Source organism: Paraburkholderia sabiae (assembly GCF_030412785.1).
Classification (GTDB): Bacteria; Pseudomonadota; Gammaproteobacteria; order Burkholderiales; family Burkholderiaceae; genus Paraburkholderia; species Paraburkholderia sabiae.
Genome location: NZ_CP125296.1, coordinates 453,016 through 467,252, shown reverse-complemented (window position 1 = coordinate 467,252; position 14,237 = coordinate 453,016). Strand labels below are relative to the sequence as shown.

The 14,237-nt window shown below is 59.6% G+C and carries 13 protein-coding genes; 5 read left to right on the top strand and 8 right to left on the bottom strand.

The features are described from left to right. Window positions 1–12: 12 nt before the first annotated feature. The 8 genes from tssH to QEN71_RS31690 form a co-directional block, all read right to left on the bottom strand. Window positions 13–2,667 carry a type VI secretion system ATPase TssH gene (gene tssH / locus QEN71_RS31725; protein WP_201647103.1) on the bottom strand — a complete coding sequence of 885 codons (2,655 nt, stop codon included), beginning with the start codon at window positions 2,665–2,667 and terminating at the stop codon, window positions 13–15. A 42-nt stretch (window positions 2,668–2,709) separates the two neighbouring features. Beyond that, the gene (gene tssG, locus QEN71_RS31720) at window positions 2,710–3,795 is read right to left on the bottom strand and encodes a type VI secretion system baseplate subunit TssG (protein WP_201647102.1); all 1,086 of its coding nucleotides are present in this window, start codon (window positions 3,793–3,795) and stop codon (window positions 2,710–2,712) included. Continuing rightward, window positions 3,759–5,597: a type VI secretion system baseplate subunit TssF gene (tssF, locus tag QEN71_RS31715; RefSeq protein WP_201647101.1), complete on the bottom strand. Its 1,839-nt coding sequence runs from the start codon at window positions 5,595–5,597 to the stop codon at window positions 3,759–3,761. Before tssF ends, tssG begins: the two co-directional genes overlap by 37 nt. Before the next feature lie 55 nt (window positions 5,598–5,652). Then, on the bottom strand, window positions 5,653–6,132 hold the full coding sequence (tssE, locus tag QEN71_RS31710; RefSeq protein ID WP_201647100.1) for a type VI secretion system baseplate subunit TssE: 480 nt from the start codon (window positions 6,130–6,132) through the stop codon (window positions 5,653–5,655). A gap of 75 nt (window positions 6,133–6,207) precedes the next feature. Continuing rightward, on the bottom strand, window positions 6,208–6,711 hold the full coding sequence (locus QEN71_RS31705) for an Hcp family type VI secretion system effector (RefSeq protein ID WP_201647099.1): 504 nt from the start codon (window positions 6,709–6,711) through the stop codon (window positions 6,208–6,210). A gap of 74 nt (window positions 6,712–6,785) precedes the next feature. After that, window positions 6,786–8,273: a type VI secretion system contractile sheath large subunit gene (tssC, locus tag QEN71_RS31700; RefSeq protein ID WP_201647098.1), complete on the bottom strand. Its 1,488-nt coding sequence runs from the start codon at window positions 8,271–8,273 to the stop codon at window positions 6,786–6,788. A 24-nt stretch (window positions 8,274–8,297) separates the two neighbouring features. Further along, the gene (gene tssB / locus QEN71_RS31695; protein WP_201647097.1) at window positions 8,298–8,831 is read right to left on the bottom strand and encodes a type VI secretion system contractile sheath small subunit; all 534 of its coding nucleotides are present in this window, start codon (window positions 8,829–8,831) and stop codon (window positions 8,298–8,300) included. 40 nt (window positions 8,832–8,871) lie between these two features. Continuing rightward, window positions 8,872–9,552, bottom strand: a complete 681-nt coding sequence (locus QEN71_RS31690) for a tetratricopeptide repeat protein (protein WP_201647096.1) — start codon at window positions 9,550–9,552, stop codon at window positions 8,872–8,874. A gap of 349 nt (window positions 9,553–9,901) precedes the next feature. Here QEN71_RS31690 and tssJ point away from each other — a divergent pair, with 349 nt between their 5' ends. The 5 genes from tssJ (at window position 9,902) to QEN71_RS31665 (ending at window position 14,002) form a co-directional block, all read left to right on the top strand. Then, window positions 9,902–10,528: a type VI secretion system lipoprotein TssJ gene (gene tssJ / locus QEN71_RS31685; RefSeq protein WP_201647095.1), complete on the top strand. Its 627-nt coding sequence runs from the start codon at window positions 9,902–9,904 to the stop codon at window positions 10,526–10,528. Window positions 10,529–10,651: 123 nt separating this feature from the next. After that, window positions 10,652–11,995, top strand: a complete 1,344-nt coding sequence (gene tssK / locus QEN71_RS31680; protein WP_201647094.1) for a type VI secretion system baseplate subunit TssK — start codon at window positions 10,652–10,654, stop codon at window positions 11,993–11,995. Further along, window positions 11,992–12,774 carry a type IVB secretion system protein IcmH/DotU gene (gene icmH, locus QEN71_RS31675; protein ID WP_201647093.1) on the top strand — a complete coding sequence of 261 codons (783 nt, stop codon included), beginning with the start codon at window positions 11,992–11,994 and terminating at the stop codon, window positions 12,772–12,774. Before tssK ends, icmH begins: the two co-directional genes overlap by 4 nt. A gap of 140 nt (window positions 12,775–12,914) precedes the next feature. Next, on the top strand, window positions 12,915–13,379 hold the full coding sequence (locus QEN71_RS31670; RefSeq protein ID WP_201647092.1) for a GNAT family N-acetyltransferase: 465 nt from the start codon (window positions 12,915–12,917) through the stop codon (window positions 13,377–13,379). Window positions 13,380–13,522: 143 nt separating this feature from the next. Further along, window positions 13,523–14,002, top strand: coding sequence for a DUF2778 domain-containing protein (locus QEN71_RS31665; RefSeq protein WP_201648040.1), 480 nt, complete (start codon window positions 13,523–13,525; stop codon window positions 14,000–14,002). The last annotated feature ends 235 nt before the right edge of the window (window positions 14,003–14,237 follow it).

Sequence of the window (14,237 nt, the reverse complement as noted above, 5' to 3'; positions counted from 1 at the left end):
TTCTGAAGCATCTCAAACAACGGTGTATTCGAACTCGCCCGCTTCCGTCGCTCGTGCGCCGATCCGCTTGATGGGCACGCCGTCGGCGATACGTTCGAGCACTTGCTGGGCGATTTCGGGCAGCAATGTGCCGTTCAGAATGTGATCGACGTTGCGCGCACCCGAATCCACTTCGGTACAACGCGCGAGCACGGCATCGACGAGCGACTCGTCCCACTCGAATTCAGCCTTGTGATTCGCTTCGATACGCCGCTGGATGCGTTCGAGTTTGAGTTCGATGATCTCGGCAAGCACATCGTCGGAAATCGGGTAATACGGCACGACTTTCATGCGGCCAAGAAATGCGGGCTTGAATGCCTTGTACAACTGCGAACGCAGCATTTCGGAAAGCGCCTCGGCATCGGGCAATTCTTCAGCGCTTTTGTTCAAGCACGCCTGCATCACAACAGAAGAACCGACATTCGACGTCAGAATGATCAGCGTATTGCGGAAGTCGATCTCACGCCCTTCGGCATCGTCCATCGCGCCTTTGTCGAATACCTGAAAGAACATTTCGAGTACATCCGGATGCGCTTTTTCAACTTCATCGAGCAGCACGACGGAATACGGATTGCGCCGCACCGCTTCCGTCAACACGCCGCCCTCGCCGTACCCGACATAACCCGGCGGCGAGCCTTTGAGTCCCGATACGCTGTGCGCTTCCTGGTACTCGCTCATGTTGATCGTGATCATCTTGCGCTCGCCGCCGTAGAGAATATCGGCAAGTGCGAGTGCCGTCTCAGTCTTGCCGACACCGGATGGCCCGACGAACATGAACACGCCGCGCGGCTTGTTGGGATCTTCGAGATTTGCGCTCGCGGTGCGCACGCGCTGCGCAATCGCTTCGAGTGCGTGATCCTGGCCGATCACGCGCGCCGTCAACAGCGGCTGCAGATTCAGCACGGTACGCAGTTCGTCCTTCACCATGCGGCCAAGCGGAATGCCCGTCCACGATGCGACGATCTCAGCGACGACATGCGCGTCCACCTGCAACGGCACCATCGGCGTGGTCTTCTGCAATTCCGCGAGTTCGGCGACACGGCTTTCAAGCGTTTCGCGCACGTTCGGCGCATCGTCTGCATTGCTTTTTCCATCGCGCGACGCGTCGAGCTGTTCGCGCAACGCCACGATTTCACCGACGATCGCACGCTCCTTCTCGTATCGCGCCTGATCGTGCCCGAGCCGTTCGACCTCGCTTGCGCGTTGCCCGCGCAGTTCCGCCAAGCGTTCATCGTGTGTCGCGCCGCTCGCTGCTTCGCGTTCCAGTGCCGCGACTTCCGCATCGATTCGTTCGATCCGCTTGCTCGTGTCGTCGATGGCTGCGGGCGTCGCGCTCTGTGCCAGCGCGACCTTGGCGCAGGCCGTATCGAGCACGCTGATCGCTTTGTCCGGCAACTGCCGCCCGCTGATATAGCGATGCGACAGCCGCACCGCTTCCGTAATCGCCTGATCGAGAATGCGGACGTTGAAGTGCTTCTCCATCATCGCCGCCATGCCGCGCAACATCGCCGACGCCAGCGCTTCACTCGGCTCTTCGATCTTCACGACCTGAAAACGCCGTGCAAGCGCCGCATCTTTCTCGAAGTACTTTTTGTATTCGCTCCAGGTTGTTGCGGCAATCGTGCGCAATTCGCCGCGCGCAAGCGCTGGCTTCAGCAGATTCGCGGCATCGTTCTGACCTGCCGTGCCGCCTGCGCCGATGATCGTATGCGCTTCATCGATAAAGAGAATGATGGGATGCGCGCTCTTCTTCACTTCATCGATCACGCTCTTCAAGCGATTCTCGAACTCGCCCTTCACGCTCGCCCCTGCCTGCAACAGCCCCATGTCGAGTACATGCAGCGCCACGCCGCGCAGGGGCGGCGGCACGTCGTCGGCTGCAATGCGCAGCGCGAGCCCTTCGACCACAGCCGTTTTACCGACGCCTGCTTCGCCCGTCATGATCGGGTTGTTCTGGCGGCGACGCATCAGAATGTCGATCGTCTGGCGGATTTCCGCTTCGCGGCCGATTACCGGGTCGATGTGACCGTCGCGTGCGCGTTGCGTGAGGTTCGTCGTGTACGTGTCGAGCGCGGGCGTTTTCGAAGGCGCCTTGACGCGCGCATTCTCGTCCGCAAACTCAGCACTTTCCGTCGATGCCGTCGCGACTTCGCTCTCGCGCGAGCCTTGCGTCAACTCATCGAACCTGTGTTTCAAGTCGGTGACACGTACTTGCGCAAAGAGCGGCGACATACGCTGCGCGAATTGGGCGAGATCCGGCGCGCTCAGCAACGCAAGCAAGAGATGCCCCGAACGGATGCGCGCAATCTGCGAATCCAGCGATGCAATCAGCCATGCCTGTTCGAATAGCGCAATCAGATGCACCGAGAATACTGGCGTGCGCGTGTTGCCCGTTTTCAGGCGCTCCAGTTCGCGTTCGAGATCGCCACGCAGCGCATTGATGTCGATAGCGCTTGCGCGCAGTACGAGCGGCACGTCGGTCGCGGCCTCGTCGAGCAACGCGCCGAACAGATGCTCCAGATCGACCTCGTAGTGACCCCGCGACAGGCAGCGGCTTGCGGCCTGCTCGGTTGCCTGTCGGCACGTCGGGTTGAGTTTGGCGATCAGGGTCTTCAATGGCGTGCTCATGGCGTACTGTCCGATGTTTTCGTGTGTCGTTCTATGTGGTCGTCAGTGAATCACGTGGAGTTCGTAGCGGGCATCCGCACGATCCTCGCGTACCTCGTGCGTGCAAAGGAACGCGTCCCAGCCTAGACGCGAGCCCTTGCCGAGAATGCTCGGTCCGACGTCTTCGTGCCGGAGTATCAGCTTGACTTCGTATTCGAGCGTAACGCCCGCCAGCAGCGTCAGCATGCGCTCCAGCGCGATCGCGCGTTCCGCACCGGGCAAGAAGGCTTCATAGTCGGCTTTCTTCAATGGACCGATCAGCAGACGCACGCGCAAATCGCGCTGCCACACGCGCGTGCCCGCCAGTGCGGTTGCGCCGAGCGTCGCATTGACGCTGCCGAGTACCGTCAACTGATCGCGCGGCACGTCGTACCATTTGCCGACGAACTGCTCGACATGCACGGGCACGTTGAAGTACTCGGACAGATTGCGCTGCAAATACGCAGCCGATACCGGCCGATGACGCGCAGCCAGTGCGTGGCCCGCAATCGCTTCATCGAACAGCGCGCCTTTGCCCCTTTGCAGGCTCGCACGCGTGTCCGCATCCGAAACACCCGCGAGCGACAGCAGCAACGGCAAGTAGCGTCCATCGCGATCGAGTTCGTAATGAAACGGCAAGCGGTACTTCTTCCATGCCGCGTAGAAGAGCGCCGTCGCGCGATTCGAGAAAATGTCGAAGAACTCGCGTGCGGCGCGATCGCGCGTCAACTGCTCGCGGTTAATCAGCTGTTCCGTGTAGTTCAGCGGCAGCGCACCCTGTCCGCCGAGCAGGCCGAAGAATGCGGGCGTCAGATCGACCTTGCCGATCGCGTCGTCTGCGAGCGCTGCCGTGCGTTGAGCCTTGTCGTTTAGCGCGCCGCCCTCTTCGTCGTACGACACCGCGCCCTGAATTTCGCTCGGCGGAAACGCGAGCGACAGCGTCGTTCGAAACGTCATGCGTTGCGCGACGACATCGCCGGGACGCTGCGACGCTTCCTGCCCAAACCACTTTTCCAGCAACCGCACCGCCTGAAAGAACTCGAAGCGATGCGGCTCGTCGAGCAGTTGCTCGACTACACCAGGATCGATTCGCCGCTGCGCGGTTTGCATCGCAAGATCTCCTCGCCTGTGCGCTTCGACACGACGACCAGTTGCACAAAGCTGTTCAGATGCACATACAGCCCAAAGAATCGATCGATCACACCGACAAATGAAGCGAGACTCGCGCCGACGAAATGCTCTTCATCGACGGTCAGGCGCACTTCGATGCCGCGAACGAACGTCGCGAACGGATTGCCCGGCAACCATTGCACGGCCGCGCGCTGATCGATACCGACAATACCGTCGACATGGCGCGCCGACACCGCCGTGCGCCGCAAGTCGTACAGCGCGAGCATTTCCTTTAGCGCTGCAAGGCCGCTGCCCGCCAGCGAAACGTGATTGAGCGCGAGGTGCGAAATCAGGCGCCAGTGCGCGGAGCGGCCCCGTTCGAAGCGAACGCTCGGCGTGGGTCTGCGCAACAGCGTCAACGTGCTCGCAAGCGAGCCGCCTTCGAGGAACAGATCGCCGCCTTCCAAGCCTGCCGCGAGTTGCGCGGGCAGATCGCGGTTCGTACACGTGAGGTCGACGCTGAGCGTGTCCGTTTGCGGCGCGGCCGGTTCGAAGTCGATATCGACGATTGAGATTTCCGTCTCGTAGCCCGGACTTTTTTGCGCGACCCAGTCGTTGCGGCGCGCAAACCAGTAGTGGCCCGCGTGAGCCGTCTCGCCGTGATGCAGCGAATAGAACGGGCGAAACTCCGTCACCGATTCGCCCTGCGCCTGCTGGCGCACGAGCTTCACCGAATCGATCGAGTACACCTCGTACGCGAATGCGCGGCGCGCTTCCGCGACCACGGGATACGACACGGCCTGATGACTGATGCGGATCGGCTCGCCGTGTTGCCTGAAAAGATTCACGACGGGAGTGCAGAAGAGCCGCAGATGCTGCGCCGACATCGCATCGAGCAGGCGCGCGATATTCGAATCGCCGCGCACGTCTTTCAGCACGACGTGCAGCGTGATCCGCTGACAACGGCCGCTTGCACGCAGCATCGACGCGAGATCGACGTCGGCGAAACTGAACTTGTCCGGAAACGCAAAGTACTCGGTCAACAGCCGATAAGCAGGATGTGACTTCGCCGGATAGTCGATCAACGCATCCTGTTCGTCGAAGCCTGCCTGTACGACGGGGACGTTCTTTAGTGCTTTCCATACGCCGTTACGATCGGGCTCGACGTAGGCCGCGAGTGCGTGCATGAAAAGACAGTCGGACAATGCCGCGACGAACGATTGCTCGCCGTGCAAATGCGCGCGCAAAGTACTCAGCTTCAACGCGCCGAGATCGAGTTGCGGTGCGGTCGATTCGATCGTGATCGACAGCATGCCTGTCGCGTTGGCGGGCAGCACGGTCGCGCTGGGCGCCATGGCGACTGATATGTACTTTCCTTCTGAAATGCGAATGGGCGCGAGCGTAACGTCATAGGCTGTGCGAAACCGGCACTGCACACCGCGGATAGGACGCGATTTGACTTCAGTGCCGCGTTCGACGGTTACCGGTTGCGTCAGATTGCCGATACCGCTCGACACGCCGAATTGCGCAATCGAACACGAAGGAAATGGCCGCAGATAATGCGGGTAAAGCACTTCGAAAAGCGCTTCGGTGAACTCGGGGTAATCGTCGTCGAGCTTCTTGTTGATTCGCGCGCCCAATAGCGCGAACGACTCGATCATCCGCTCGACATGCGGATCTTCGCAATGCTCGCCCGTCATCGCGAGGCGCGCAGCGATCTTCGGATAGCGCTCGGCGAAATCGCGCGAATAACGCCGCAGAAACGACAACTCTCGCTCGTAATACGGCAGCAGTTCTTCCATTACTCCATCCCCGAGCCAGATCTTTCCGCTTCGGCCTGCATGCAGGCGCGCGGTATCACAGCTTCGCGCGTGCGCGCGTCACCGAGTATTGCAACGTCGACGGATGCAGCATCGCGTCGAAACTCACCGGCTCTTCCGCCGGATGCACGACCAGCAAAGCCTGAATCGCAAAGTACAGTGCATTGGTCGACTGCTCGTTCAATTCGAGTGTCACCGCGACCTGCTGCAGACGCGGCTCATGACGCCCGATCGCCTGCTGGATCGACTTGCAGATGAACATGCGATCGTAGTGACTCGCGAGACTCAAGCCCGAAAAGTCGTTCAGGCCGTAAGTGAGCACCGAGCGCTGGCACTCGGGCAACGCGGCAAGTTCGGCTTCCGTCAATGCAATGCGCGTGTTGAGGATCGCTTCGACATCGCGTGCGACATTCGACTTCAATTCTTCCAGCGACAATTGCCGCATCGCGGCGGGTGCCGGCAGATGCGGTTCGTCGTCGAACAGCTTGTCGAAGAAACTGGGTTCGAATCGCTTCATTGGTATGCGCGGAGCGACCTCAACGAAATAATGAAAACAGGTCCGCGTGCATCGCGGCACACGAACCCATTCTCATCAGACCGCGTACGTCTTGTCGTTCTTCGTCAGGCTCCATGCGCCTTGCGCATTGCCGCCCTGATTGCCGCCGATCTTCTGCTGCGTGTACTTCCATTGCACAGCAGCGTACTTCAGCGAGAAGGCTTCCGAGGGCAGGCCTTCACCAATGACGCTCGGCGTGATGCTCGAAATGATCACGTACTTGAGCTTCACTTCGAGGTACTTGATGCGATTGCCTTCGCCATCCGAGCGCATGAAGTCGATCGTCACTTCGTCGAACGTCGTACCGCCCGAAGCGTGCTGATACAGCAGCGGACTCACGACGTCGATGTCTTTCGTGAATTCCATGTCCGCGTGCTCGCAACGCTCCGACGTGTGACCACCCGCCGTCGATGCCGTCGCCGAACGCGGCTGCTTGATCGCATGCGTCCACGAATCGATTTCGATCCAGCCTTGATGGTCCTTGTCGGCAGATTCGCCCTTGATTGCGGGATTGCCGAACTTTAAGTAGATGTCCTTCATAATTACCCGACTCCCCAAAGAGGTGGTTTTAACAGTCACCCGGGCGGCCTACCCGGGTGTACTGACTGCGTTTATCAATTTGCCGGTTTCGGCAGATCCGCCACAAGCCGCAGCGAAATGGAAAGCTCATCCAGCTGAAAGTGCGGACGCAGGAACGCGACCGAACGATACGAGCCGGGTTTGCCCGGAATTTCCGCGACCTGAATCGATGCCTCGCGCAGCGGGAACTGCGCCTTCTGTTCCTGGCTCGCGTTATCGTCGAGCAGCACGTATTGCGAAATCCAGCGGTTCAGAAACACTTCGACGTTTTGCGCCGATGCAAAGCTGCCGATCTTGTCGCGCATCATCGCCTTCAGGTAATGCGCAACGCGCGATACCGAGAAGATGTACTGCAATTGCGCGGACAATACGGAGTTCGCATTCGCGCTATCGGTGTTGTATTTTTTCGGCTTCTGTACGGACTGCGCGGCGAAAAACGCAGCGTAGTCGGAGTTCTTGCAATGGACGAGCGGAATGAAACCGAGATCGCTCAGTTCTTTCTCGCGGCGATCGGTGATCGCGATTTCAGTCGGACACTTCAGTGCGATTTCGCCGTCGTCGGTCTTGAACGTGTGAGTCGGCAGATCTTCGACCAGACCGCCGCCTTCCACGCCGCGAATCGCCGCGCACCAGCCGAAGTCGTCGAATGCGGCCGTCAGGCGCGCAGCGAATGCCCACGCCGCGTTACACCACAGGTACTTGCTGTGATCGGTGCCGTCGACGTCCTCGACGAAATTGAAGCCTTCCGCCGTTGCGCCGTCTTTCGGATTGAACGGCAGACGGCCGAGAAAACGCGGCAGCGTCAGGCCGACATAGCGCGAGTCTTCCGCGTCGCGGAACGACTTCCACTTGGCGTATTCGACGGTATCGAAGACCTTGCCGAGATCGCGCGGCTTGCCGAGATCGGCGAAACTTTCGAGCCCGAGCAGTTCCGGCGACGCCGATGTGATGAACGGCGCGTGCGCGGCTGCCGCGACGTGCGACATCTGCTCGATGAAGTACATATCTTCCGGCTGGCGCGTCACTTCGAAGTCGCCGATCAGCGTGCCGAACGGCGAACCGCCGAATGTGCCGAACTCTTCTTCATAGACCTTCTTGAAGAGCGCGCTCTGATCGAATTCGATCGCCGTCTTGAAGTCGCGAACGAGGTCGCGCTTCGGCGCATGCAGCGCCTTGATCTTGATCGTCGAACCCGTATTGCTTTCCTTGCACAGATAGTCGAGGCCGCGCCACGTGCTTTCCATGCGCTGGAACTCGGGCGCGTGCATCACGGCGCTCAACTGATCGGAAATGAGGCGATCGAGTTCGGCGACGCGCGCATCGATCGTCGCGGACAGGTTATCCGACACGATCACCGTGCCGTCGAGTACCTGATTCACGAGTTCGCCGATCAGATCTTTCGCGCGCGCATGTTCGGACTCGGACTTCGCTACCTTGCTCTTCTCGACGATTTCATCGAGAAGCGATGCGCGTTCGCCTGCCTGCGCGTCGGAGTATTGGGCTGCAGCCGCTTGCTGATTCATGTTACCCCCGGTGCCTCGTGAGGCTTACTTGTTCTCGTCAGGCGCGTCGTCGCCTTCCGTGCGTTGCGTCGTGCCCGCGAGCGTCTGCAATTGCTGCGTGTTCTTCAGCACTTCGCCAAGCAGATCTTCGAGCTTGTCGTTGCCCGCCAGCTTGTTACGCAGGTCAGCGAGCTTCGAACGCGCTTCGAGAAGACGGCGCAGCGGTTCGATCTGCGCGACCACTTCGTCGGGATTGAAGTCGGACATCGAACGGAAACGCAGATCGACACCGAACTTGCCGCCCGCATCGCTCAGGCGGTTTTCGATCTGAAACGCCGCGCGCGGCTCGATCGCCTTCATCACGTCGTCGAAATTGTCGCGGTCGATACTGACGAACTTGCGATCGCGCAGCTTCGGTTGTTCGATTTCCGATTGACCGGCGAGATCGGCAACCACGCCGACGACGAACGGCAGTTCCTTCACTTCGATCGCATCGCCGCGTTCGACCTCGTAGGTCAGTTGAACGCGCGGCGGCCGCACTTTTTGCAAGCGCTTCTGAATACTTTCTTTCTTGGCCATCGACGGCTCCCGGGTGCGTGTGGTTCAGACCAGCCTGATATCAGCGCAGCGCGCTAAAAGGATCGGACGCGCCGCCGCTTTGCGCCGCTTTGGCGGGCGCTGCGGGTGCAGCGGCGGGCGCCTGTGCAGGCGCATTCGCGGCAGGCGCAGCGGCGCCCGTATCCGCGGAATCGTTTGCCTTCGGTGCCTGTTTGGCGACGTGACGAACGATGCGGCGCTTCTTCGGGGCAGGCTTGTCGTTCGGATCAGGCGGGAACAGCGTCGCTTCGCCGAGCGTGTCGCGCAGCTGCTTCGCAAGCGTCTGTGCGTCCGACTTCGCGTCGCCCGCGAGCGCCGCATCCTGACGCAGTTCGCCGAGTGATTGCGTGGCGACGCGCAGACCGGCCACGGCCAGCACGCTCTTCGCCTGACGATCGGTTTGATCGCGTTGCAGCGCTTCCTGAGCGGCGACGATGGCCTGACCGTAGTGAGCTTGCGCGAACTGGATCTGCGCAATGCGCGACCACGGCTCTTCACGCGTCGGATCGGTTTTGGCCAATTGCTGATAAAGCGCGATGGCGCGATCCTGATCGCCATTCTTCGCGACGGTATCTGCGTCGCTGAGCGCCTTATTAAATGCTTCAGGCGTCGGCGGAGTGGAGTTTCCCTGCGTGGCGCATCCGGCAATCATGCCGCATACCAGCACTGCCCCAGAAAGACTGGTAAAGAGCCGATTTTTCATCTTTGTTTCACCGCCGTGCGAATTTTATAATTCATGAAGAAAACGGGTTTTGCTTTGCACTAAGTGCGCGCGTATAGTACAGGCCAATTTTTATTAATTCAACTTTCATCTGCAGAAGGAAAACTCGGAGAACACGTCAATACAATATCCGGAACCGAACCGGTAATTTATTGCCATTCGCAATTCAATGCGCATGAATCTGCGGCAATAATTTCCTGGATCACGGTGTTGCCGACGCCCAAATCCGCCGTTTGCAGCGCGGCGTGGGCAGGGTGAAAACGAACCACTTATCAGCCGTTTTAATTGACAATTCGACGGGGTGGCCGGCTTGAAAACCGGTCTATACAGAATGAATACGCGTGCTATCCGGGTTGCATCGCTAATCGTATTGAGCGCGGCTGGAAGCGCGCTGCTCGGGGGCTGCGCCGCGGGTGTCAGCGTGCTCGGCGCGGCCGCCTCGTCGGCCTTGCAGGCTGCGGGAATCGGCAAGCCCGACGTGCCGGATTCGCAAAAGCCGCCGCGCAATATCGGTTTAACACTTTATGCCGCGCCCAATCTGAATGCCGCAAACGACAGGCGGCCGCTCGCACTCGTCGTCCGCCTCTATACGCTGAAAGACCCCACTTCTTTTCAACAGGCGCCTTTCGACACGTTCACCGATCCAGCGAAAGAGAAAAGCACATTGGGCGGCGATCTGCTGGGCGTCCGGGAAGTGACGCTCATTCCCGGCCAGCGCTATAACGTCACCGAAAAGGTTTCGCGCGAGGCGCAGGCATTCGGTATCGTCGCGCTATTCCGCGATCCGGCAATGCAGCGCTGGAAGTTCGCGTTCGATCCTGGAAAGTCGGAGAAATCCGGCATAATGATCGGGCTGCATAACTGTGCAATGACGGTGACAAACGGAACCGTCATACCGCCCGAACAGGGATTGCCCGCGCAACCGTTGAATTTGCTGTCGTCGGTGAGTTGCGGTTAAACATGACGTTTAAATGTCATTTAACAATTAACAATGGCGCGTGGTAAAAATCAGAATGGCGGCCTAATAAGGCTTTGCCGTCCTGGCGTCTAAAGATGTAATTCGCATAAAGACAGGTTCGCGATGAGTTATTCCGCAAAGGTGCTCTGGGGGGAAGGCCTTTTTCTGAGGCCGCAGCATTTCCAGCGACAGGATGCGTACCACGAGGCGCGTCTGTTCGAATCGATCCAGGCGATTCAGCCGTACAACTGGGGCGTGCGTTCGGTGCGCTTCGACCGCGATGCGCTCGGCAGCAACGTGCTGCGCGCGAGCGAACTGTCGCTTGTGTTTCCCGACGGCGCGCTCTATGCCGCGCCGCAGGCCGACGATCTGCCGCCGCCCGTCGCGCTCGACACGCTGCCCGACGGCATCAACGAATTCACGTTTTACCTTGCGCTGCATCCCGTGCGCGAAACGGGGCAGAATTATGCGACGGAAGGCGACGGCTTCGTGTCGCGCTATGTCAGCAAGCAGGGCGTCGTGCCCGATCATTTCACCGACGCCGCCGAAGCCGACATCACGTTTCTCAAGACCAGCGTGAAGCTGATCGCGCATAGCGAACCGCGCGACCAGTTGCTGTCGGTGCCGCTCGTGCGTGTGCGCCGCACGGCAACGTCCGGTTTCGAACTCGACGAATCGTTCGTGCCGCCGTGTCTTGCGATCGATGCATCGCCGCTGTTGCATCAACGGCTGCGCCAGCTGATCGACGCGTTGCAGGCGAAGGTCAATGCACTGTATGGCTTTCATCGCGAGCCGACGAAGAACATCATTGAATTCCGCTCCGGCGACATTGCATCGTTCTGGTTGCTGCATACGGCGAGCGCCGCATTCGCCGCGCTCGCGCATCTGTATCAGCATTCCGCGCTGCATCCTGAACGGCTGTTTCAGGAACTGCTGCGGCTCGCGGGTCAGTTGATGACGTTCTCGAAGGGTTATGCGCTCGCCGATCTGCCTGCGTATCGTCACGACGATCCCGGTCCGGGCTTCGCGCGGCTCGACGGCATGTTGCGCGATCTGCTCGAGACAGTGATCTCGACGCGCTACTTCGCGATCGCGCTCGAAGAAGTGCGGCCCTCGTTCCACGCGGGGCGACTCGACTCCGGCAAGATCGACGACAAGACGCAGTTCTTCCTCGCGGTGTCGGCGGACTTGCCCGCTGTCGAACTCGTCGATGCGGTGCCCGCGCGTTTCAAGGTCGGCGCGCCCGACGACGTCGACAAGCTCGTTCTCTCCGCGATGCCCGGCGTGAGGCTCGCGTACACGCCGCAAGTGCCGCCCGCGATACCCGTGCGGCCGGGCGCATGCTACTTCGCGCTGGAAGCACGCGGCGCGCTGTATGAGCGCATGTTGCAGGCCCGTTCGACGATGATCTACGCGCCGTCGGGACTCAACGATCTCAAACTCGAACTGATCGCGGTCACACCATGAGCTACGCCCCTTCGCTGTTCGATACCAACACGCAGCCGTCCGCAATGCCGCCGTCGGCATTGCAGCCGAGCTATCAGGTTCGCTCGCTGCTCGATCTGCTGTACGACGGCTTTTTCATGCTGTTCCTGCTGAAAAATGGTCGCGAGCCGGGCAATGCCAGCGAGTTCATGAGCCGCATCCAGCAGTTCCTTAACGATTTCGAGCGCGGTGCGAAGAAGCTCGATGTCGCGGCAGAAGACGCGTACGCAGCCAAGTTCGCGTTCTGCGCGGCCGTTGACGAACTGGTGTTGTCGTCGCCGTTTTCGATTCGTACGGAATGGGAACGTCGTCCGCTGCAACTTGCGTTGTTCGGCGAACAGCTTGCAGGCGAGAAGTTCTTTCAGCACCTGGAAGAGTGCCGCGCGCAAGGTGCTGTGCGGCTGCAATCGCTCGAAGTGTTTCATATGTGCCTGCTGCTGGGCTTTCAGGGCAAGTATCTGCTCGAAGGACCAGAGAAACTTGCGTATCTGACGGCGCGTCTCGGCGATGAGATCGCGCACATGAAGGGCAAGCGCGCGCCGTTTGCGCCGCATTGGTCGCTGCCCGATCAGATCGCGCACCGGCTCAAACGCGAAGTGCCGCTGTGGACGATCGGCGCGGTGTTTGCGCTCGTCGGGCTCGTTGCGTTTCTCGGGCTCAATACGTATCTGAAAGACGCGACGTTGCGCACGCTCGCGCCTTACTCGCAAATCATCCGGCTGGGTCCGCAATCGGCGAATCTGACGATTTCGCTGCCTTGACGTTTGACGCGCTCGCTTGCGGGCGCGTTATTTCTCTTTCGGCTTTTCGCGTGGTACAGAGGGATGTTGTACGCCGTTTCCGCCAACACATCGGAATCGGCGACTACACTGCATACATTCCCATCGGCGAAAAGATTTCGATGACCGATATCCAGCCCGCCCGTTTCCCCGACGATCTCGACGTCGTGCGCGCCGTCTTCCGCGCATACGCCGATAGTCTCGGCATCGATCTGAGCTTTCAGTCGTTCGACGAAGAACTGGCCGCGCTGCCCGGCAAATATGCGCCTCCCGGCGGCACGATCCTGCTCGCACGCAACGAAGCACACGTTATCGGCTGTGTCGCGCTGCGTGCGTTCGAATACGACGTCTGCGAAATGAAGCGCCTCTATGTGCGTCCGGAAGGCCGTGGGCAACAGCTCGGCAGACGTCTCGCACAAGCCATCGTGCGCGCTGCAAAAGACGCGGGCTACAGGAAGATGCGGCTCGACACGCTGCCGACGATGCAGTCCGCGCAACGGCTCTATGCGTCGATGGGGTTCAGGCCGATTTCAGCGTATGTGTTCAATCCCGTAGAAGGCACGCAGTTTCTGGAACTCGATTTGTGAGTCCGCGTTAAGTCGCTTGGCGCGTTAACGTGTCCCGCCATGAATTCGTCGTTTCGACAATTCTTGACATTAAATCGAAGTCCGAACTATTCCATTCTCAGATCATTTTCGCTACCGTGACACTTCAAGTCGCGGGAGCAAAAATGCCGATTGCTTGCACATTCCGCCTGAACGGCGAACCGACATCCATTTTGCGTTGCGAAGGCGTGGGAGACTTCGCGGCGTTTTCCGGCGACGGAAAAGGGAAAGACAATCCGAAAGCTACGGCCATTCGGGATGTCGGCCCGCTGCCACCGGGGCGCTATTACATCGTTGACCGAGGATCGGGCGGTTTGTTTTCGCACCTGATCGATTTTTTCCGCGCTCACGTCTATGGCACGGATCGCAGCAAATGGTTTGCTCTCTACCATGCCGATACGTCGAACGATTGGGTATTCGTGAATGGTGTAAAGCGCGGCAATTTTCGACTTCATCCTCACGGCCCTCGCAATCTGAGCCAAGGCTGTATCACGCTCGTCGATCCCGTTGCCTTCGAGAGGTTGAGTCGAAGCTTGAAATCAGCAAGCCAAATGACTATTCCCGGTAGCAAAGGCTTCGCCTACGGGACCATAGACGTCAAATGAGACTCGTGAGATTTTTAATCAATTCAGCCCTCACGCTCGCAATCACATGTTTCCTGGCATGGGGTTTCGGTCATGTTCCGTTTTCGGACCACGCCACGAACGCGCTCATTCGAATGGGAGCCTGGTTCGGCATCTACGGAGATGAAGCCCTTGAGGACTTCTATTTCTACGTAACCTTGTCGCTCTCCTTCGTGGCCGCAGTCGTGGCCGTACTGCAGGGAAAGCGGCTTCTTGG